General features: G+C 49.3%; 21 protein-coding genes and 1 tRNA gene. 14 read left to right on the top strand and 8 right to left on the bottom strand.

Annotated elements, in window-relative coordinates:
* The first annotated feature begins 210 nt into the window (after window positions 1-210).
* On the top strand, window positions 211-1,551 hold the full coding sequence (locus MAQ5080_RS10780) for an MmgE/PrpD family protein (RefSeq protein ID WP_067210139.1): 1,341 nt from the start codon (window positions 211-213) through the stop codon (window positions 1,549-1,551).
* A gap of 238 nt (window positions 1,552-1,789) precedes the next feature.
* Entirely contained in the window at window positions 1,790-2,728 is a 939-nt protein-coding gene (locus tag MAQ5080_RS10785) for a nucleoside recognition domain-containing protein (RefSeq protein WP_067210135.1), read from the top strand.
* A 55-nt stretch (window positions 2,729-2,783) separates the two neighbouring features.
* Here the strand turns inward: MAQ5080_RS10785 and MAQ5080_RS10790 are convergent, their stop codons facing one another.
* Together MAQ5080_RS10790 and MAQ5080_RS10795 are read right to left on the bottom strand one after the other, a co-directional pair.
* Window positions 2,784-3,542, bottom strand: coding sequence for an SDR family NAD(P)-dependent oxidoreductase (locus MAQ5080_RS10790; protein ID WP_067210133.1), 759 nt, complete (start codon window positions 3,540-3,542; stop codon window positions 2,784-2,786).
* A 16-nt stretch (window positions 3,543-3,558) separates the two neighbouring features.
* Entirely contained in the window at window positions 3,559-4,323 is a 765-nt protein-coding gene (locus MAQ5080_RS10795; protein WP_067210130.1) for an SDR family NAD(P)-dependent oxidoreductase, read from the bottom strand.
* Between the two features lie 134 nt (window positions 4,324-4,457).
* On the opposite strand from MAQ5080_RS10795, the gene MAQ5080_RS10800 reads away from it, so the two are divergent.
* Window positions 4,458-5,390, top strand: coding sequence for a LysR substrate-binding domain-containing protein (locus MAQ5080_RS10800; RefSeq protein ID WP_067210127.1), 933 nt, complete (start codon window positions 4,458-4,460; stop codon window positions 5,388-5,390).
* A 20-nt stretch (window positions 5,391-5,410) separates the two neighbouring features.
* Here MAQ5080_RS10800 and MAQ5080_RS10805 read toward each other — a convergent pair.
* Window positions 5,411-5,487: transfer RNA gene (locus tag MAQ5080_RS10805), tRNA-Arg, on the bottom strand.
* A gap of 186 nt (window positions 5,488-5,673) precedes the next feature.
* Here MAQ5080_RS10805 and MAQ5080_RS10810 point away from each other — a divergent pair.
* From MAQ5080_RS10810 to aroQ, 7 genes are all read left to right on the top strand, one after another.
* Window positions 5,674-6,564: a DUF4394 domain-containing protein gene (locus MAQ5080_RS10810; protein ID WP_067210124.1), complete on the top strand. Its 891-nt coding sequence runs from the start codon at window positions 5,674-5,676 to the stop codon at window positions 6,562-6,564.
* A 23-nt stretch (window positions 6,565-6,587) separates the two neighbouring features.
* Entirely contained in the window at window positions 6,588-7,199 is a 612-nt protein-coding gene (locus MAQ5080_RS10815) for a methylamine utilization protein (protein WP_067210121.1), read from the top strand.
* On the top strand, window positions 7,199-9,571 hold the full coding sequence (locus tag MAQ5080_RS10820; RefSeq protein WP_067210118.1) for a bifunctional diguanylate cyclase/phosphodiesterase: 2,373 nt from the start codon (window positions 7,199-7,201) through the stop codon (window positions 9,569-9,571). The genes MAQ5080_RS10815 and MAQ5080_RS10820 overlap by 1 nt, the downstream gene beginning before the upstream one ends.
* A gap of 121 nt (window positions 9,572-9,692) precedes the next feature.
* Window positions 9,693-10,406 (top strand): dienelactone hydrolase family protein, encoded by a 714-nt coding sequence (locus MAQ5080_RS10825; protein ID WP_067210115.1) that lies wholly within the window; start codon window positions 9,693-9,695, stop codon window positions 10,404-10,406.
* Window positions 10,407-10,525: 119 nt separating this feature from the next.
* Window positions 10,526-11,188 (top strand): glutathione S-transferase family protein, encoded by a 663-nt coding sequence (locus MAQ5080_RS10830; RefSeq protein WP_067210112.1) that lies wholly within the window; start codon window positions 10,526-10,528, stop codon window positions 11,186-11,188.
* Between the two features lie 76 nt (window positions 11,189-11,264).
* Window positions 11,265-12,482, top strand: coding sequence for an MFS transporter (locus tag MAQ5080_RS10835; protein ID WP_067210106.1), 1,218 nt, complete (start codon window positions 11,265-11,267; stop codon window positions 12,480-12,482).
* A gap of 166 nt (window positions 12,483-12,648) precedes the next feature.
* Entirely contained in the window at window positions 12,649-13,101 is a 453-nt protein-coding gene (aroQ, locus tag MAQ5080_RS10840) for a type II 3-dehydroquinate dehydratase (protein ID WP_067210103.1), read from the top strand.
* Between the two features lie 59 nt (window positions 13,102-13,160).
* Here the strand turns inward: aroQ and MAQ5080_RS10845 are convergent, their stop codons facing one another.
* From MAQ5080_RS10845 to MAQ5080_RS10860, 4 genes are all read right to left on the bottom strand, one after another.
* A complete protein-coding gene (locus MAQ5080_RS10845) occupies window positions 13,161-14,102 on the bottom strand; it encodes an AEC family transporter (protein ID WP_067210096.1) in 942 nt (313 codons plus the stop codon).
* Window positions 14,103-14,157: 55 nt separating this feature from the next.
* Window positions 14,158-15,099 (bottom strand): pca operon transcription factor PcaQ, encoded by a 942-nt coding sequence (pcaQ, locus tag MAQ5080_RS10850; protein WP_067210093.1) that lies wholly within the window; start codon window positions 15,097-15,099, stop codon window positions 14,158-14,160.
* A 206-nt stretch (window positions 15,100-15,305) separates the two neighbouring features.
* Window positions 15,306-16,592 carry a Xaa-Pro dipeptidase gene (pepQ, locus tag MAQ5080_RS10855; RefSeq protein WP_067210090.1) on the bottom strand — a complete coding sequence of 429 codons (1,287 nt, stop codon included), beginning with the start codon at window positions 16,590-16,592 and terminating at the stop codon, window positions 15,306-15,308.
* A gap of 162 nt (window positions 16,593-16,754) precedes the next feature.
* Window positions 16,755-17,762, bottom strand: coding sequence for a GyrI-like domain-containing protein (locus tag MAQ5080_RS10860; protein WP_067210087.1), 1,008 nt, complete (start codon window positions 17,760-17,762; stop codon window positions 16,755-16,757).
* A 162-nt stretch (window positions 17,763-17,924) separates the two neighbouring features.
* Here MAQ5080_RS10860 and MAQ5080_RS10865 point away from each other — a divergent pair, with 162 nt between their 5' ends.
* Window positions 17,925-18,584 carry a cytochrome b/b6 domain-containing protein gene (locus tag MAQ5080_RS10865; protein ID WP_067210084.1) on the top strand — a complete coding sequence of 220 codons (660 nt, stop codon included), beginning with the start codon at window positions 17,925-17,927 and terminating at the stop codon, window positions 18,582-18,584.
* A gap of 33 nt (window positions 18,585-18,617) precedes the next feature.
* Here MAQ5080_RS10865 and MAQ5080_RS17730 read toward each other — a convergent pair whose 3' ends face one another.
* A complete protein-coding gene (locus MAQ5080_RS17730) occupies window positions 18,618-19,040 on the bottom strand; it encodes a YebG family protein (RefSeq protein WP_067210080.1) in 423 nt (140 codons plus the stop codon).
* Between the two features lie 125 nt (window positions 19,041-19,165).
* On the opposite strand from MAQ5080_RS17730, the gene MAQ5080_RS10875 reads away from it, so the two are divergent.
* Genes MAQ5080_RS10875 through MAQ5080_RS10885 form a run of 3 tightly spaced genes read left to right on the top strand, consistent with a single transcriptional unit; the run spans window position 19,166 to window position 21,159 of the window.
* Window positions 19,166-20,020 (top strand): mechanosensitive ion channel family protein, encoded by an 855-nt coding sequence (locus tag MAQ5080_RS10875; RefSeq protein WP_067210079.1) that lies wholly within the window; start codon window positions 19,166-19,168, stop codon window positions 20,018-20,020.
* A 19-nt stretch (window positions 20,021-20,039) separates the two neighbouring features.
* On the top strand, window positions 20,040-20,624 hold the full coding sequence (locus MAQ5080_RS10880; protein ID WP_067210076.1) for a DUF1439 domain-containing protein: 585 nt from the start codon (window positions 20,040-20,042) through the stop codon (window positions 20,622-20,624).
* 55 nt (window positions 20,625-20,679) lie between these two features.
* A complete protein-coding gene (locus MAQ5080_RS10885; RefSeq protein ID WP_067210075.1) occupies window positions 20,680-21,159 on the top strand; it encodes an FKBP-type peptidyl-prolyl cis-trans isomerase in 480 nt (159 codons plus the stop codon).
* Window positions 21,160-21,253 lie beyond the last annotated feature (94 nt).

Here is a 21,253-nt window from a genome sequence, read left to right on the forward strand (position 1 = left end):
GCAAGCGTACGATTCCTGAAGATAAAAAATTATAAAAATGAATGACTTATGATTTTCTTTTAAACGTGTTTTTGAGGATTTTTAAACACTTTAAAATGCAGTTAATAAGGGGTTATGTGTCAAAATACTCATTGACTTTGATCAATTAGTATTATTAATTTGCGCCTTGTTTAAGACAGTTTAATTTAAAAAATAATGCGAGGCGCAAAAATGTCTAAAGTTTTTGGGTTTAATTCAAGCTTGAAATACTCTGAAATTCCAGATCAAACTAAGGGGCTTATTACCTCTTCCTTACTTGATATCTTGGGCATTATTGCCGCGGCGACTAAGAATAATACCTACGAAAATATTCGAAGTTTTGCGACTCAGCATTATAGTGCAAACCAAACTTCTGCCCGCTTATTGTTTGATGGGCGCAGTGTTTCTCCGTTAGGTGCTGCATGGGCAGGAGGCTTTGCTGCCGACAGTCTAGACGGTCATGAAGGGCACTTTTTGTCAAAAGGTCATGCCGGGGCAACGGTGGTGCCAGGGCTACTGGCTCTGGTGGATGCGCACTGTGAACAAGGTCGCGATATCACTGGCGAAGAGTTTCTAACCCTATTAACCATTGCCTATGAAACGTCTTTGCGGGCTGGCGTGTCGTTAATGCAGAGTGCTAGCGATTACCATGCCTCAGGGGCTTTTTCCGGTATTGGTTTGGTGGCAGCGGGGGCAAGGTTGCTCGATCTGCCGCAAGAGGTACAACAGCACGCACTGGGCATTGCCGAATACTTTGCGCCACGTTGTCCGATGATGCGCTTGGTGGATTACCCAAGCAATTTGCGTGATGCCCATGGCGCCGGTGCTTTTACTGGTATCAATGCCTTGCTGATTGCTCAAAGTGGTATTACCGGGGCACCAGCCGAATTGTTGTTGTCCGATACACTCAGCCCTGCTTGGCAGTCACTGGGTCAAGAGTGGGAAATTGACAATCAGTATTACAAGCCTTGGCCGGTATGTCGTTGGGCGCAGCCTGCGCTAACAGCGGTAGAAGCAATGCTAGAGCTGGACAGCGATATCTGTGCTGCCAACATTGAATCGATTCGCATTGAGACCTTCCATGAGTCCATGCGTTTACAGGGCCACCAGCCGAAAAATGCCGATGAAGCGCAATATGCTCTGGCCTTTCCGGTGGCCGCGATGCTGTGTTATGGCACCTTAGGACCGGAGCAAGTCAGTGATGCGGAGGTGCATGACGAAGCGATTTTGGCTCTGAGCCAATTGGTTGAGATCGTGGAGTCGCAGGAGTTGTCACAGCGTTTCCCTGCTGAAATTCTTTCCGTGGTTGAGATCCTGTTAAAAGATGGCCGCCGCGTACGTAGCCCAATTACTCAGGCAAAAGGCGACCCTGCCGTGCCGATGCGTAAAGCGGATATCCATCATAAATTCTTGCACTACACCACAGGTATTCTTAGCTCTGATCAGCAGTATGCCCTCATTGAGGAAGTTGAGTCATTGGCGTCACAACCTAGCTTGGCAAGGTTGTTGTCGATGGTGACGATGAAACCATAGAGTTCATCGAACTTTCTGCGTAGTTCGATTGAAATGAACAGGTTTTATTTCTTCTAAATTGAGAGTGAAAGATGATTTTGACCGCCACCATGAAGAGAGATAGTCAATAAAGGGGACCGTCTAGTAAGCAGCAAAGATGCTGAAAGGGCTTCATGAAAGGCTGTTTTAATCATCGCTAGGAGAAGTATGTGCGACCCAAATTGCTGGCATACTTCTCCTTTTTTATAAGGGAGTGTCGATGGACATCATAGAGCATATGTTGGCCGCAGGCCGTTTAGCATTGGAATTGTCCCTGTATCTTATGCTGCCGATTACGGTGGTCATGGGGGGCATGATGAAGGCGCTGGAAAACAAAGGTTTGCTGGCCATGCTGTCGGCGCTGTTATCGCCAATTACCAGGTGCTTTGGTGCCTCCGGTCTGAGTATCATCGGCCTGTCTAAAATGCTGTTTGTCAGTTCCATTGCGCCGATCCCAACCTTGCAAAAGCTGGATACTCTAGAGCAGGATCAACGCAAGCTAGCGGCCTCGTTAGCCTTGGTGCTCACCCTGACACAAGCCAATGTGTCGTTTCCCATGATTGCCTATGGCTTGGATATCGGCTTTGTCTTGCTGTCGTCTTTGGTCGGTGGGGTAGTAGCGTCGGCGATTACCTATTATGGCTTAACTCGGCATATCCTTGTTGGCCCTATTGACGACCAAGTCAAAGCAAACGAAGCCGTCACCGTCCCCAATAAAACGCTGTTTCAGTCCCTCAATGAGGGCGGCATGGAAGGGATGAAGATCGCCATTAATATGATCCCGATGCTGATCATTACTTTGTTTCTAATGGCGATTTTAAAAGATTTACATGCCATTGAATGGCTCACCCGTGCCATGGCCCCTGCTTTCTCTTTACTGGGCTTACCAGAAGCCTCGGCTTTGCCGGTGATTACCAAATACATAGCTGGTGGCACCGCGTATATGGGGGTGATGGTGGATCAGATTGAGCAAGGGGTGATCAGTGCTAAGGATCTGAACATCATTGCCGGGCTGGCCAGTAACCCGGTCGATTTAGTGGGCATTACCATCTTTTCTGTACTAGGCCCTAGGATCAATGTGATTTTTCGTTATGCGCTAGCGGGGGCTTGTATTGGGCTGTTGGTTCGCGCCAGTATGCATGTGATCTGGTTTAGCTAGCATCCATATAAAAAAGCCCTTCCTATAGCGAAGGGCTTGGTTCCTGCTACGCAGTTTAGAAGGGCAGTGGCAGCTTGGCCGTTCGTCCGCCGTCGACCACAATCACTTGGCCTGTGATAAACGCCGAGTCCTGAGAAGCTAAAAACACCACGGTGGCGCCAATATCGGCTGGCTCACCGGTGCGACCTACGGGATGAAGTTTCAACAGTTCCTGTTTTGCCTGCGTTGGGTTGTCTTGAGCATTAATATAGTCATGGCTCAAATCCGAGTTAATCCAACCTGGGGCGATGGCGTTGCAACGAATGTTGTCCTTACCTAAGTCAATTGCCAAAGCGCGGGTAAAACCATGAACCCCTGCTTTCGAACCACAGTAGGCGGCATGCCAAGGGTTGGCCCCAAGCCCTTCGATTGAGCCAATGTTAATGATGCTCGCGCCCCCCTGAGCTCGCATTAACGGTAACAAGGCTTTTGTTAAAAACACTGGAGCACGCATATTCACTGCCATCATGGTGTCCCATTCTTGCTCGGTCATATCGTCTAGCGATTTCTCAAACATAAAACCAGCGTTATTGACCAAGATATCCACGCCGCCAAAGACTTCTTGTGCCGTGTTGGCGATCAGGTACGGAGCGTTTACATCCGCCAAATCAACGCTGATATAGGCCACATTTTCTTGTTGGGACAGCGGCTCATCTAACGGTTGTCGCTGTGCAATCAATACCTTCGCCCCTTGGCTAAGAAGTTGCTCGGTAATACCTCGACCAATACCGCGACCACCGCCTGTGACTACCGCTACTTTATTTTCTAAACGCATGATTAGTTCCTCCCAATTAACCGGATACTGGCTTAGCGCCAGTCACTTCAACACATTCACCTGCAATGTAGCGTGCTTGATCTGAGGCCAAGAAGGCGATGACATCGGCAATGTCTTCCGGCTCGGCAATACGCCCTAATGGCACGGTTTTGTTTAGCTCTTCAATCGCTTTGTTCGGGTCCAGTCCACGACGCTCAAAGCCACTGCGAATCATTGGGGTGTTGATTTCATGGGGGCACACGGCATTGACGCGAATGCCTAGCGGCGCACAGTCGCGACCTAGGTTTTTAGTCAAGGCTGCGACGGCCCCTTTGCTGGTGCAGTAGGCCACATGCTTAGGGCCAGGGTAAGTGCCCCACACCGAGGACGTGTTGACGATCGCACCGCCACTTTTTTTCATGTGGGGAATGGCAGCACGGCATAAGAAAAACACCGCATTCAAGTTCACATTCATGGCGCTAAACCACATCTCATCCGTAGTTTCTTCGATGGTGCCACGTGGAATGATTCCGGCGTTATTGAGCAGAATGTCTACGCCACCAAATTGTTGTACGCAGCGATCAATGACGGCCTCACAGTACTCTTTCTCGCTCAGGTCACCTGCCACTACTATGGTTTTAGCGCCCAGTGCTTCAGCGCGGTTTGCAACCGATACACACCCCGCTTCATCGCGATCCGCCAAGACAATATGGGCGCCTTCTTTGGCGAAGAGCTGTACTAGAGTTTGGCCGACGCCACCAGCGGCTCCGGTGATCACAACCGCTTTATTTTTAAATCTCATCGTGTTGTCCTCTTGTGTTGATTTCTCGTTCCTATTGTTAACGAGTCAGCATCTTCGGACAAACGAGTTTTCGTGCTATATAGTTAACCAAAAGTTAACTGAATATTTGGTGTTTTTTGACAGAGGCGACGCCGTTGCAACGATTAACTCTTCCCCCTTTAAATGCCTTGCGTACGTTTGAATCAGCGGCGCGACAGTCGAGTTTTAAGCTGGCCGCTGAGGAGCTGTGTGTGACGCAAGCAGCGGTGAGCAAGCAGATTCAGGCGTTAGAAGACTATTACAACTTGAAGTTATTCATACGTCACAACCGTGCTGTCTCTTTAACCCAGGAGGGAGAGCAACTAAGGTTGGCGGTGAGTTCGGCATTGCGACAAATTTCTGATACCTCACAGTCTCTGTTAGCCAAGCAAAGCAGCGACCATTTATCGCTCTATACCACAACGTCATTTGCCCAATTGTGGTTTATGCCGCGCTTTAAAGCCTTTGGGCAGAGCTTTCCAGACATACAGCTGCATCTTATAAGTGGTGATGAGAGTCCTAACTGCGCCGAAGGCTTCGAAACGGCCATTGCGCTGGGGTGGCAAGATCATCCAGATTACATCGCCGTGCCGTTATTTTCTGAAGAGATCTTTCCGGTTTGTACGCCAGAGTTTTTCGCTCAGCACCCTGAGATCCGCTGCGCCAACGACCTGCTGGGGTTACCGCTGTTGAATTTGAGTGCATCCTACTGGAAAGCGCGCCTGTGGACGCCGATGGATTGGGATGCTTGGTTTTTATTGCAGGGGATTGAGCGCTCAGAAAGCCGTAGTGATCTTCAATTTAGTCAGTTTTCAATGTTATTGGATGCTGTACACCAAGGGCTAGGGGTTGGTCTTGGCTGGCAGCACCTGGTGCAGAACAGCTTAGACTCAGGGCGCTTGGTGAAGCTTTTTCCTGACAGCTACCTTGCCGATGACCGAGTGCATTATTTTGTTTACCATCGTTCTAAAGCGCAGTCGCATAAGGTGAAAAACCTAAGGGATTGGCTGCTGCAGCAAGTAGCATTATCTGGGGGAAGTACGTCATAGCATTGATTGCTAAGCAGAAATGGTACGCCCGAAAGGATTTGAACCTTCGACCTTGCCCTCCGGAGGGGCACGCTCTATCCAGCTGAGCTACGGGCGCACATTGTAGGCGGCGAATTATAAGGGGTTGTGTGTCATCACTCAAGAAGGATTGTTATGATCCTTTAAAACTTATGTCATCTTGATAGCGGGATGTAGTTTTTTGTAGAGATTAATGTTTATCAAGCGTTTATATCGTAGTCTCACAACAGGAAGTTTCAGTAACCGTCAAGTAGGGAGTCACCGTATGTTTTATCAACGTAGCAGAGAGTTTTCCAAGTTAGTTCTGATCAGCGCCACGTTATCCGCGACGACGGCGCTGGCGGCCCCTTCACTATCTAAAGCCCCCACTTCTGTTTGGGGGGTAGACGACCAGCATACTTTATTTAATGTGCACCCAGATCAGCCCTCCAAAATCTTAACGTCCCATCAAGTAACCGGTTTAATGGCGCAAGATCGTATCATCGGCATTGATTTTCGAGTGGCGCGTGGTGAGCTGTACGCTTTAACGCATAGCGGACGCATTTATCGACTGGATACGCAATCAGGGCAGGCGATCTTGGTGGACGGTTCTGAGCCGGTGGCAGAAATGGCTGTTGGCCCCTATGGCTTTGATTTCAACCCTGCGGCGGATAAGCTGCGTGTGGTAGGGGATCGCAATAAGAATCTGCGTTTAGACCCAGACAGCGGGGCGAAAGTGGACTTTGATAAAGAGCGTTCCGGTGTACAAACGGATCCCGATCTAGCGTTTGCTGTGAACGATAGCTACCGTGATGAGTTTCCAGATATTGTCGCGGCGGCGTACACCTATAATGCCAATGACAGCAAGCTGACCACCAACTATGCGATTGATCGTCGAAAAGGTATGCTGCTTATGCAAGGCACGAAAGAAGGTGTGTCGCCATCTGTGTCGCCCAATTTAGGGGTGTTGTATTCGGTGGGCGCACTGGGCACAGGACCGTTAAAGGATGCCTCATTGGATATCAGCGACCTTAGCAATACGGCGCTTGCTGCGTTGTTGCCCGTCAATGGCCAACAGACGCATTTATTTAAGCTTGATTTGGAAACAGGACAAGCCATCTCGATTGGTGTGTTGGGTGACGGCGCACATGTGACAGGGTTGGCGATTGAGCCTTAGCCTATTAGGAGTAATCATTGCGTATGTTGAAGTACGTAAAGCAGGTGGCGTTGGTAATGTGCAGTGCATTGCCAGCGCTGGCTTGGGCCGATGTGGCCATTCAAGTAACGGATGCAAACGGGAAGCCATTAGCCGATGCTGTGGTGTTTCTCAAATCCCCGAGTTTACTAAGTCGTTCACAGCCGCTTACTGAGGCCGAGATAGCCCAACAAAACCGCACCTTTATTCCTGGAGTACAGGTGGTGACGCAGGGCACGGCGGTGGACTTTCCCAACCGTGATGACGTGCGCCATCACGTCTATTCCTTTTCCCCAGCCAAAACCTTTGAACTAAAGCTCTACATTGGCAAGCCGGAAGCCCCGATCGTGTTTGATCAGGTGGGGATTGTGGAGTTGGGCTGCAACATTCATGACAGTATGTTGGGCTGGGTATTGGTTAATGACACACCTCTTTATGGGGTGACCGATGACGCCGGCGTGGTAAGGTTTGATTACGATCAGAGCGATGCGCTAAGTGTCGATATTTGGCATCGTCATTTCCCCTATGGCGCCCCTTACGAAACCTTTGAATTGACTAGGGGGAAGGATTCCTCTGAGTTTACAGTCGCACTACAAACCCCTGGAGTTGCCTTGTAATGGGAGCCCTATCTCGTATGCTGCGCGGGCGCTTATCGTTCCGCTTTATCATCATGACCTTGGCGCTTTTAGTGCTCATTCAGAGCATTGGCTTTGGCGTGGTACAGGCGACGGTGGATCGTTATGTACGCGGAGAGGTGCAACATGCCATTACCGTTGCGGAGCGGGTATGGAACAAGTTATTGGTGCAAAACCATCAGCGCTTGGCGGAAGGGGCGGAGTTGTTGGCCTCGGATTTTGGTTTTCGCTCCGCGGTTGCGTCTCGTGATGCCAATACGATTGCTTCCGCACTGCAAAATAGTGCTAACCGCATCGGCGCGTCGGTGGCGATTTTGGTGGATGCCCAATGGCAGTTAAAGGCTTCCTCAGAAGAGACCATGCGTCACTTTGACAATGTGCAGCATCTTATTGAGGCATTAGCCCAGACACGGGCCAAAGAAGGTGAAGAAGCCTATTTAACCGCGTTATATGAGGGCGATCCCACTCAATTTGTGATCGTGCCGGTTCGCGCCCCGCGTGTCATCGGCTATGTGTTAATGGGCTTTGCGATCAAGCCCGATATGATTGCTGAAGCAAGCGATTTATCTGGCGTTGAACTGGTATTGATGTCTCGCAGTGAGAGCAATTCAGTCAATGTCGTGGCCAGCTCGACGCCGTTAAAAGAACACTTCTTACGCAATATTCCCGGGGAGTACTTTCTCGAGGATTTACTGTTTGATTTGCCGATTAATGATGACACCTTTGTCAGCATGATCCACGGACAACAGGTGGTAGGGGGCTATATCAGCTTGGCGTTGATGGAGTCTTTGAATGAAGCCAACCAACAGTTCGCCGAGCTGTTCCATCAGTACTTGTTCATTACTGCCATGGGCTTAGTGATTTTTGCCATTACCGTCACATGGCTCTCGCGCCGAGTCGCGCGGCCGCTAGAAGTACTGACCCATGCCACCAGTGCCTTGCAACAGGGGGACTATGATGTGGTCATCAGTGGTACTCGGCGCGAAGACGAAGTCGGCCTGTTGGCGCGCAGTTTTGATGGCATGCGTAAAAGTATCAAGCAGCAACAAGACACCATCACCAAGCTGGCCTACTACGATCCTTTGACAGGGTTACCGAACCGTTTGAGTTTTCGTAATAAAGTCGCCAACCTGATGCGTGGTGGCCAATATCATTCCCTGAGTGTGATCACCATTAACCTTGATCGTTTCAAGCAGGTAAACGATGTACTGGGCTATGAAATGGGCGATGAAATTCTCAAAGCCACCGCTTCGCGCCTATTGGGAATCAGCTGTTCCGCGCACGATAAACTGGCCCGTGTAAGCGGAGATGAATTTTCAGTATTAGTGTTGCCTGATAGCCAGCCCGCTATGGACGTGGCAAGATCACTACTAGAAAAACTGAACGAGCCGCTGGAAATAGATCATACTTTGATTGATTTGAGTGCCAGTATTGGCATTGCCAGTTGGCCGCAGGATGCCGCCGGCTGTGATGGTTTGATTAATGCTTCGCAAGTGGCCATGTATGCGGCGAAGAAACGTACCGAGGACATCGTTCAATACAAACAAGAGCTGATGACCTCAACGCCGGAAAGCCTAAGCTTGTTGTCCGAATTGCGTCAGGCGGTGGTGAATCATGAGCTGCGTGTGTATTTGCAGCCCAAAGTATCCAGCCAAGATAACAGAGTGATTGCGGCGGAGGCATTAGTCCGTTGGCAGCACCCAGAAAAGGGGCTAGTGCCACCTTATCAGTTTGTACCGTTTGCCGAACAAACGGGCTTTATTCGTGAACTGACCAAGTGGATGATCCGTGAAATTGCGGCACAATGGCATGGCTTACAAAAGGGCAATGATACATTTCGTGTGTCGGTTAATTTATCGACACGGGATTTGATGACCACCAGTTTCCCAGAGTTTTTGGCACAGACATTACGAGAATACAATATTCCTGCATCCGGTCTGTGTTTAGAAATTACCGAAAGTGCCATCATGGACGATCCAAGCTTTGCTGAGCAAACCTTGGCTAAGCTATCGAATATGGGCTTTCGTTTGTCGATTGATGACTTTGGTACGGGTTACTCTTCGTTGGGGTATTTAAAACGTTTACCCGTGAACGAGCTGAAAGTCGATCAGTCGTTCGTGTTTGGTATGATTGAAAACAACAGCGATCGTATGATCGTGCAGTCGACTATCGATCTGGCCCATAACCTTGGCTTAGATGTGGTCGCCGAAGGGGTGGAAACAGAACAAATGTACCAAACTTTGGCCGCCTTAGGGTGTGAAGAGGTACAAGGCTATTTCATTGGCAAACCCATGCCAGTGACCGACTTTAAAGAGTGGCGAGAGGAATGGAATGCACGTCATGGGCTGAAATAAGGCCTTATATGACGCTTATCTTGCAAAATTATGTAAATCTTATGGATAAGATTGCGAAATCTTGAAGTTGTTTAGCTTCCGTTATTATAGTGCTCGCAGTTTGATAACCATTGGAGTTTATATGGCTACGGAATTTGAAAAGCAGTTTGTCAATGACATAAAACGTGCCCATGTGCATGTTGCGTGGGTAGGAGATGAATCGTCTGACGTTCACGTTGTTATTTGGCCGACTTGGAGTGGCCTTAGTGACTTTGAAAAAAGTTTTGCCGAAGAAGTGGTAAGTTGGGGGCATACGGCCACCGCCGTCGACTTGTATGGGGTGGGCAATAACCCGACCGAATTACAAGACAAAGCCGACACCATGATGGCGCTGGTTGCCGAAAAGGGTCCTCTCACGGCTTTACAATCCGATATTTGCCAAGAGATTGCAGAATCACACCCCAATAAAAAACTGGTCCATGTGGGCTTCTGCTTGGGTGGTCGACTGGCCATTGAGGCGGGCTTGCATATCCCAAGCAGCAAGGGCGCAGCAAGTTTTCATGGCTTGATGAATTTCTACCGCCCAGAGAGCTCAGAAGACGCCAACCGCGAAGCTAAGTTCATCATCTTTAATGGTTATCAAGACCCAATGGTAGACGTGGCTGCCGCCGACCAAGCGCGCGCCGATCTAGATGACATGGGGCTAGACTGGCAATTTGTCGACTTTGGCCAAACCAAGCACTCGTTTATGCTGCCAAGCGCCAATGCACCACAAGATGGCCACGCGTTCAGCGCCGCGGCCAGTGCTCGAGGCCGCAATGCACTGCGTTTCTTCCTGAGTGAACTCGCTTCTTAAGCCATCGCCTCAGTTTAAAAAACGCCTAGATAGTCGCTTATCTAGGCGTTTTTTTATGCGCTGAAACAATCCAGTTGCTTTACTTTAACGTATCTAGGGAAAGCATTTGGGAGGCTATTATGCTGCTATTACATCACTTGGAGAACTCCAGATCTCAGCGTATTGCTTGGGCACTAGAGCTACTAGGCTTGGAATATGAGGTCAAAACTTACTTACGCACCCCCGAGCAAATGGCCCCGGAAACCCTAAAACGTATCCACCCTTTGGGGCATGCGCCAATACTGGAGGATGACGATGTGATCATTGCTGAGTCCGGTGCTATCCTAGAGTACTTAGCCGATGAATACGATCCTAATCAGAAGCTAAAACCACTCAATAAATTGGAGCGTAGGGACTACCAATATTGGCTGCATTTTGCCGAAGGTTCGTTTATGCCATTGCTGGTGATGACCTTGCTGTTTCGAAAAATTCCCAAGCAGCCGATGCCTTTTTTTGTGCGTCCGATTGCCAAGGCGATCTCAGGCAAAGTGATCAGCGGCTTTATCGAACCGCGCTTACGCGATGCGTTAAACCTGATTGAAGACCATCTGAGTGAAAAACATTGGTTCGCCGGCGAGCATTTAAGTGGTGCAGACATGCAGATGAGCTTTCCGCTACTGGCGTTAACGAGCACGCTTGCCTTATACGACTATCCACATATCGAGCGCTGGCTGAGCAGTGTGACCAAAGATCCAGCCTATCAGCGTGCGGTCGCGAAAGTTGGCGAATTTCAGTCTTTTTAAGACATTAATCTAATTGTCCAAGCCCCATTATTGGCGTACTGTCTGACACTTCTGATTGGGTCTCCAAGGATTAACCATGTCTCAACCTGTGCGCCTCTTGAGCATTGCTGTTGCATTTGCTTGTGTCCTGCTTGCTCTAAACTTTGGTTTACGCTCCTCGATGGGCTTTTTCATGGCTCCCATCTCCGACTCATTTGGCTATGGCCGTGAAGTGTTTGCCTTGTCCTTGGCGTTACAGAATCTTTGGTGGGGCTTAACCCAGCCGATTGCTGGTGCGTTATCAGACCGTTTTGGTACCTTAAAAACAGTATTAGCGGGCAGTGTGATTTATGCACTGGGCTTATATGTAACGGCGAATGCTGACAGCGCGACGGCGCTGCATATCGGTTCCGGCTTTTTGATGGGCATGGGCATCGCCGCCACAGGTTTTGGGGTGGTATTACCGGCCATGGCGCGAATGGTGGCACCGGAAAAACGCGCTTTTGCGCTAGGGCTCGGCAGTGCCGCAGGCTCAGCCGGTCAACTGTTGGTGGTACCGTTAGCACAAGAGTTCCTCTCAGCTTATGGCTGGAGTAGCGCACTGCTGTTGTTGGCGGCATGTGCCTTGCTGATGATGGTGTGTGCCTTACCCTTGAGCAAAAGCTCTGCCAGCAGCTCAGCAGGCAATGAACCTCAAGGACAAACGGTAAAGGAAGCGCTCAAAGAAGCGAGTGCTTACTCACATTATTGGTTGTTGGTGGCTGGCTTCTTTGTCTGCGGCTTTCAGCTTGCTTTTATCACGGTCCATATGCCGGCTTTTTTAGCCGATAAAGGTTTTGCGCCGGAAGTCGCAGTGATGTGTTTGGCCTTGATTGGCCTGTTTAATATTTTCGGTTGTCTGTTATCCGGCTCTTGGTCTGGTAAGTATTCGAAAAAAATGCTGCTGGCCTACATCTATGGCTTAAGAGCCGTGGCGATTGCGTTGTTTATGTGGTGGCCGATGAGCACCGCGAGTGTCTATCTGTTTGCCATTGCCACCGGCGTCTTGTGGCTAGCCACGGTGCCGCCAACGTCTGGACTGGTTGGGCAAATGTTTGGCCTTAAACACATGGGCATGCTCTACGGCATCGTTTTCTTGAGTCACCAAGTGGGCTCTTTCTGTGGTGTATGGTTGGGGGGCTATTTATACGATACCACTGGCTCCTATGATGTGGTGTGGTGGTCGGCATCCATTATTGCCTTAGCCACGGCGGTGATTCATATCTTTATTGATGAGCGTCCCGTGGCACGTATCCGAGAGGCATTAGCGGCTTAACTTGCAGTCTGCTAAGACCTTCTGTGAGTGAACTTTTGAATTTCCTTGGCAAAAATTCAATGGTGATTGGCGAGCTTTAACGGGGGCCTAATGCTATATTACGGCCTTCGATTTTTAGGGCAAACGGCTTGATACACGATCTGCTTTGCCTTGTTGAGGAGTGAATATGTCTACAATTATGATTCTAAATGGCCCGAACCTAAACTTGCTAGGGCAGCGCGAGCCAGAACAATATGGCCACGAGACCTTGGCAGACGTGGAAGCTATGTGTAAAGCCGAAGCGGCTAAGCACGGCTATGATGTGGATTTTCGCCAGTCGAATCATGAAGGGGTATTGGTAGATGCCATTCACGAAGCGGGTCAACTGATCAAAGCGGGTAAGCTGTTAGGGGTCGTATTCAACCCAGGTGCTTACACGCACACATCTATTGCCCTACACGATGCGATCAAAGGTGCCGAAGTGCCGGTGGTAGAAGTGCATATTTCCAACGTCCACGCCCGTGAAGCCTTTCGTCACCATTCTTACATTTCCCCTTGTGCAGTGGGCATTGTCATTGGCATGGGTGTTCAGGGTTACGTATTGGGCATGCAAGGCTTGCTCAACAAAGTGGCTAAGTAAGCCTTATTGAGTTGTATAACAAAGCCGAGCATTGCTCGGCTTTGTCGTTTCTAAGCGCGTCAAAGCTGGCCGATAAACGTCAATAAGACGGGCAAGGTCAGGAAGCAGGCGATGGTGGTGACTAACAAGGCACTGGCACAGAAGGAGCGGTAACCGTATTGGCTACCAATAATCGGGTAGATGCTCATCATCGGCACGGATGCGAGCACTACTGCGCCAACTTTAAGATGCTGATCGATGCCTGGAATGAGCCACATGAATAGGGCCATACAGGCAGGGTGAATGATCAGTTTGCCAAAGGTAATGGCGCTGATGTCCGCCACATTGCCCTTCATGCTGGTACCGACCAAGGAGCCACCTAACACCATCAGAGCTAAGGTTGCCGAGGCCCCAGACAACATCAGCAGGACACGATCGGCCACGTCTGGCAGGGTTAAATGGAACTGCGAGAAGAACATGCCACAGATCACGGCAAGGACTAGAGGGTTCTTGGCTAAGCGTTTGCTGGTGTCTAACAAGGTCTGCGCCAAACTAAGGCCTTGATCCTTGGACGAGAAGTAGCTCAGCAGCGCGAACACCGTCGGCAAGATGATGGCATTTTCACCCATTAAGGTCATAGCAAACGCGGCCGTCGGGGGATCATCAAATACCAGCAGCATCACCGGAAAACCGAAAAAGCCTGAGTTAGAACAGGCCATACCGGCACCTTTGAGCGAGGCTTGTAGGGTATCTTTTTTCAGTGCCCAAACGGTAAATAAGATACCGATGGCGAGCGACAGTAAAGACGCTAAGCTGAACGCTAACAGGTACTCTGGAACAAAGACTTCAGCGGAGTCCATTTTCGCAAGGGTACTGAAAATCAGCGCCGGTAGGGTAAAGTAGAGCACGATTTTAGCCATTCCAGCGATGCTTTCATCACTGACCAGACGAGTACGCACGGCGCTGTAGCCAAGCGCCATTAAGATGAAAATCGGTGCTGTGGTGAACAACATTTCAAACATGGTTTACCATCACTGGTAGCAGAGAAGAGTCTACAAGAAACACCCAGAGCACACCTTAGGAGTGATCTGGGTTGTAGTAACTGTCTAGGTTAGCAGCCGTGTCCTTGACCGCTTTACTGAATAATTGCAAGGCCATGGAAGCATTGGTATCGGCGCGCACACTGAGGCCCACGGCACTTAGCGTTTCTTTGGTGTTCACCGGTAACTCGGCTAATTCGCCATCGGCGATTTCACGGGCGACCACACCACGAGAGATGATCCAAATGGCGTCAGTATGACGGATAAACTCTTTGCCAAACGAGTCCGACACGGTATCAATACGATCGCGAATATTACTGACTCCTTCAGCCAGCAAGAAACGATCAACGGTCGGGCCGGTGATGGATTCTTCCGGTGGGTATAAAACCGTGTATTGGGTGATTTCGTTCAGTTGGAAGTCGGCTTTGTCGAGCAGTGGGTGACCTGGACGCACGGCAAACACCACTTGTTCCGAGTAAAGGTGCTGGAAGGAAATCCCCGCCATCGCCTCAGGCACGCCCATACGGCCCACGACCAAGTCTAATTCGCCTACGCGCAATTGGCTCATGAGCAAGGAGTTCGGTCCTGAGACTAAATGCAAACGCACGTCGACGTTATTGGAGCGAAAGCGCTTCACCGCCTCGGGTAAAACACTGGTCGCCACGGTAGGCAGTACCCCAATGCTGAGTTTTTGCTGGCCCGTCACGAGTGCCTGATTGACCCGTTCGGCACCTTCGCGCAGGGCGGCGACACTGGTGCTAGCATGTTCTAAAAAGAGGTTGCCGTAATGGGTCAGCTCGATGCCTTTTTTGCTGCGTTCGAGCAAACGCACCCCAAGAATTTCTTCCAACTCTTTGAGCTTTTTCGAAACAGCGGGTTGCGTCAAGGAGAGAACATCCGCCGCGCGCACTACGCTGCCCTGGCGAATGACTTCTAAAAAACACTCTAAGTGGCGATACTTAATGCGGTTTTCTATCATGGTATTTTGCCCTTTAACTCGACGCTTACAGAAGTCGTGTATTACAACCTGCTTTGCCAAGCTTTAAAAGTAAAATATACAATTTTTGATATGCTTTTCTATAAAATGAAAGATCAAAGACGCTATTTCTGCCAAAAAACAACCATTAGCGACGTATATAGAAAGAAAGTCGCAGCTCGGGCGTCGTCATATACCAAAAATGGTATCTAACCGTATTTGGCGAATCTTTCACGGGTTAGGTTACGTACCCCTTCCACGCCGACCACAATATTGTCTTCAATACGTACTCCACCATAGGGACGCAATTGCTCAATCTTGTCCAAATTACAGCCGTGTTGCGGTTGTTCGGCACGCAGCTTTTCGAGCAGCATAGGGATAAAATACAGCCCCGGTTCGATGGTCAGTACCATGTTGTCATTTAAGTGTCGTGTCAGGCGCACAAATGGACTGCTCTTAGGTGGGGCGATAATTTGCCCTTGAGGGTTTGTTTGACGACCACCAACGTCGTGTACCTGTAACCCCAGTAGGTGACCCAAACCATGCGGATAGAAATGGTGCGGGATCCGCTTTTCAAGTTGCTCTTCTACACTCAGGCTGCAAATATCGTGTTTGTTAAGCAGTCCTGCCACCCCGATTAGACTTTTTTGATGCAATTCTAAAAAGGGCGTCCCTGCCACCGCTTGTGCTGCGATTCCCTGCTGTAAAGCATCCATATCCGCCACCAGAGCACTGAAGTCGTCTTGCAGTGCAGTGGTAGTGCGGGTGATGTCACTGGCATAGCCATTGAATTGCGCTCCCGCATCCACTAATAAGGTCAATGGTCGAAACGGCCGATGGTGGGCTTTTTGCTCGTAGTGTAAGACCGCAGCGTGCTCATTAATAGCAACGATATTTGGATAAGGGGTGTCACAGGCATCTTGGGTAGTGGCTTTTAGATACGCCAAATGTGTATCGAATTCACTGGCACCGGCGAGGAACGCTGACTGGGCTGCCAAGTGGCCTTTGACGGCGAGATCTGAAGCGGCCTCTAAGCAAGCAATTTCATAGTCGGTTTTGGTGGCGCGGTCATAGTTGAGCCAAGTCAGTAAGGTTGGACTGTGCTGCAGGGGGCCGACAGGATCGGGACCAATTAGAGCGACTCTTTCAGGCAATGATGTTAGCCAGTCATCATTGAGCGCAGGGATGATATGCCAATGGGCTTGCCATTCACCCTCAGGAATAGGGTTGTCCATGTGCCAGAAGTCTTGCTTCGCCGGCCAAATTAGCTCCGGCTTATCGTGTTGGATGACGATGTAGCAGCCAGCTGGCAGGTCAAAGGGGAGCCACTGCTGTGCTGCGGCAAAGGGCTTGTACGGGTGGCTGTTATCATCTTCGAAATAATAGCTGGGTTTGCCGGAGGCAATGACAATCGCATCCAGCTTAAAAGACGACATCGCCACGAGGTAGCGCTGTAATAATATCTCTAAGTGGCGGATATATAGTGAATTCTGCATTGATCATTCCCCTTAATTCGCAACGGCTGTGTCTGATTAGTTTAGGACACAGGTAGCGTCGACGTAAATTCAAGCCAAGCGTTAAAAAATGTTTGAGTCGACCTCTGGAGGGCCAGTGGCGCTATCAGGTTGACGGACGCTAGCCGCAGAATCAAATGTAAGTTATTGAACCGGCAGATAGAGTTGTGTCACATATTGCAGAGTATCGTTCGTTTCCTTGGGGGATACCTCATAGACCTCAAGGCTATTGCGTTGCGGCGCGACTTTTACGTGATGCAGTTTCACATGGGTGTGTAACACATGCCATGCCACCCAAAGGTGTTGATAGCTGCCTTGATACTTAAGCCCCATATAATTGCCTTTAAAAGTGATTCGCTCCGGTTGCGCTTCACAGGGACTGAGGCTTTGGATAGGGATACCTAGTCGACCCGTAAAATAATGTTGTCTCAGATCGGCCGACTCGTACAGCGCGAAGCTAGGCCCAGCAGGACGGTTTTCTGGCCCAAGGCTAATGCGCAAATCTCGAAAGCCTTGTTCCATCTGCACTGACATGGAGTGATCGCTGACCAGGAAAGGGCGGGTGACGGCATCGACATTGGCCAAGGTACGAACATCCTCGAGCTCAAAGGCCATCTGAGTATCACCATCTGGTTCTAAGCGGGCTTGCAGACGCAATAACAAGAGTCGCATGTCCGCGTGGATTTGTTTTAGGACCTTGGTGTGCTTATAACGATGCCAGAAGTTCAGTTCACTGCTGGCGATCACGTTTAACAACAGCTGCTGATCTTCCGTTTGGCTCAGTTCAATGCGCACTTGAATCGGGCTTGGATAGAAGCGGTCTGTTTGAACCCAGAAAGCCGCGCCTTGGGGAGCGGAGCTGGCCTCAATATGGCACGACACTCGGCCAATGTGTTGACCCTTTAGCTGTACTAAAGCGCCTTCAAGAGATTGGCTATGGGGTTGGTTAACCAACACCGAAGCATTGTCGTCGAACAAAGACCAAGGTAGCCAACTGGGCCAATATTCCAATTGGTTAATTTCTTCAACAAAGGTATCGCTTGCAGCGGATAATAAGGAAGTATGGTGTATATAAACATATCTTTGCGTGAACAGGGCATAGCCTGCAAGGCAAAGTAACAAAGAGACGATTATTATTAGCCCAACGATCACGGTATTGCGCTCCTTACTGCCACGTAACTGCGGGCAGAAGTAATTCCATTTAGGTAGATAATGTCCCTAAATTGGAGAAAAAGGCAAATCCTAAGGTCAGTATAGTAATGCTTGTTAGTTTAGGACAAAGTTAACGCGACTAGGTGAAATGGGGAATAGCGGATGCAAAAAGTGTTGGTATGGGATTGGCCAATTAGGCTGCTGCACTGGACGATGGTGTTGTTATTTAGCGGCTTGATCATCACCGGTAAAGGGGATGGCGACAATATGGATTGGCACTTTTACATGGGGTATGGCCTGTCGGCGGTGGTGTTGGCGCGCGTGTTATATGGCTTTATCGGCTCCGACTTTGCCAAGTTTAAGCAGTTTCTCTATCACCCAGTGGAAATTCTACAACATAGCAAAGCATTGCTGATCGGTCAGGGCAAAGCTTATCTAGGACATAATCCTGTTGGTGGGGTAATGGTGCTGGTGCTGTTATTAGCCTTGTCCGTACAATGGGGCACAGGTCTGTTTATCAGCGATGAGATTTTTTGGTTTGGCCCATTCTATGGGATGATTTCGGACGATCTGAGCAGCAGTTTCGCGTCCTTGCACCACAGTTTGCCCAATATTTTATTGGCCTTAGTCGCACTGCATATTTTGGCGGTGTTGTACCATGAGCTGCGCTTTAAAGAGCGTCTAGTCGCGGCCATGCTACACGGCAAGAAAAAACATCCAACAGACGTTGAAAAACATGCCAGCACACCACGTATTGGTGTGCTGCTGTCATTAGGCGCGGCAGTGGGCTGGTTGGCTTGGCTTTGGAGTATCCCTGTTTAAGCGAACCAGATCGCAGCGCGGGAGGGATGCAGCTTAGGCCGCATCACTCTCGCCGTAGATCTCATCTTTGTTGTAATCGATGCTATCATCGCTGCCATAGTCGTCAGCGGACTCCTCGAGGTAAGAAGTTTCGTCTGGTTCAATGATCAAATCTTCTAGGTCTGTTTGCTCGTCTTTTGGTTCTGAGCTTTGAGTGCTTTTCTCAGTCGGCTTTTTTGGCGCTTTCTTACGTTTGTTACCGAGTGCTTCGAGCACATCTTCTTTGTTTTCTGCTAAATACATGGCCAGTTTTGATGTCAATTGTTCATCATCCATCACGCCACTGCTGTGCAGTAAATCCTCAAGGTTCTCTGCGGTTTCCAGCAGTTTGTCATAGTGGTCTGCTTCCGCTTTAGAGGAAAAAGTCATTTTCTCAACACCATTGCGTTCAACAACATATTTAATTACGACAGGCATAAATCGCACCTCATTTAAAATACTGTATAAATATACAGTTATGTTTTTATGCTTGTCCAGTATTTTGTTTGCTATTCGCAACCGTATTGGTAAAGTGGCGCGAAAAGTCATGTTTTGGATTCGTTATGTCTACATTTGAATGGTCGCAGCTTGATGCGGCGTTTTTTACCGACAACTTTGAATACATTGCGACGCTCGTTTGGATCGTCGGCATTGTCGTCATCCGCCGTTACATGAAGCGTATCCTACGTGCCAATGAAAAGCTCGAGATGGATCGCAAGCGTCGTCGCTTAAACGCCGTTGATAACGTGTTCAATCTGGTCATGTTTGTGGGCTTGGTACTCATCTGGGCCACGGAATTGCAGAATATTGCCATTTCTATTGCGGCCTTTATGGTGGCGCTGGTGATCGCCACTAAAGAATTTATCTCCTGTATCGTCGGAGCGTTTTATAAAGCCAGTACCCGCCCATACCAAGTGGGGGATTGGGTGCGCATCGGTCAATTTGAAGGGGAAGTGACCGACAGTGACTGGCTCTCAACGACCTTGTTTGAAGTAGACTTTAAAGGCGGCAGCTATGCTTACACAGGGCGGACTACCGTGGCGCCAAATAGTCTCTTACTGACCAACTCAGTGCAGAACTTAAACTACATGCGGCGCTATGTTGAGCATTCCTTTTCGATTTCTAGACTGACAGATGACGTAAATTTGTTTGAAATTAAAGAGCCTATTTTGGCGAAAATTCGTGAGTACAGTGAGCACTTTCACGAAGTGGCGATTCGTTATAACAGTCTGATTGAAAAACGTTTGGACATCAAAATAGCAGGCCCTGAGCCAACCGTGCGCGTACAGACTACGATCGAAGGCTACAATGTCTTTACGGTATCGCTGTTTTGTCCGACCCATGAGGCCGCGGAAATTGAGCAGAAAGTCACTGAAGACTTTATGCGTATCTGGTTTGAAAAAAAGCGTCAGTGTTAAGGGCGCCAAGAGATTGTATATGTTGAAGAAGAAATTGAGCTGGTTGGTGGGTGCTGCGGTGGCCGTGATGCTGTCGGGCTGCTCGGATATGAGTGTCAGTGAACAGGAGCTGAATGCCGAGGTTGCCAAACGACTGGTGACCAGTCAGCCCGATATCATTCAGTTGACCTTAGAAGAATCGACTCTAAACCTTGATTTGCTGATTAAGGAAGCCATTATAGACCTCACCGAACGCGATGGTGGCTTGGTGATGGTCAACATGAAAACTGATATTCGTGGCACCTTAAACGTCTTTGGTCAAGATATGAGCATGACGGCACAACTGGACCCATCGTTTGAATCGGGCTTACGTATCGAAGAAGACCGCGTTTACCTAGTGGGCGCGAAGTTGACGCAAATTGCTGTGCAGGGCAACAGTATCAGTGATCAAATGTTCCGCAATACATTGGGGTCACTGCATGAAGATTTCGAAAGCGCTTTGGCGCGTTACTTCGATACCCATCCGGTGTATGTGTTGAACCATTCCACGGCCGAGAAAGCCGCAGCAAGAATGGTAAAAGACATCGTGATCACCGAGGACAGCATTGAGTTTATGATTTTTTAGGCGCACAGGGGGCGGAAGAGTAGCCTACCCCCGACAATTGAAATGAGGACAACATATGTCTATTGCAGACAACACAGTGGTGCAATTCCACTACACACTTCGTGAAGGCGACACTCTAATCGAGACTTCTGCTGGCAACGATCCTTTGGCTTACCTACATGGCCACGGCAACATCATTCCAGGTCTTGAAAAAGCCATGGTCGGTAAAGCCGCAGGTGATGAGTTTGAAGTGACGGTACCTTGCTCTGAAGGTTACGGTGAGCGTCAGGAAGATAAAACGCAACAGATCCCTGTGAAGCACCTACACGGCTCGAAAAAATGGAAGCCAGGCATGGTCGCTAACGTACGTACTGACCAAGGCGTTCGCCAAGTCACTATCGTTAAAGCTGGCCTGAAGCACGCAACCGTGGATCTTAACCACCCACTAGCGGGCAAAGAGCTAACTTTCTCTGTGCAAATCGTTGATACACGTGACGCCACAGAAGAAGAAATCGCTCACGGTCATGCGCACGGCGTCGGTGGTCACCACCACTAAGCACTGCCACTTGCCGTCGATTTTATTGATCGACGGCAAGCTTTTCACCCCCTCCTGAAATCTTTTCACTTCCCTTACTTCCCCTGAAATAGCC

This window comes from Marinomonas aquimarina (assembly GCF_900089755.1).
In the GTDB taxonomy this organism is placed as follows: Bacteria; Pseudomonadota; Gammaproteobacteria; order Pseudomonadales; family Marinomonadaceae; genus Marinomonas; species Marinomonas aquimarina.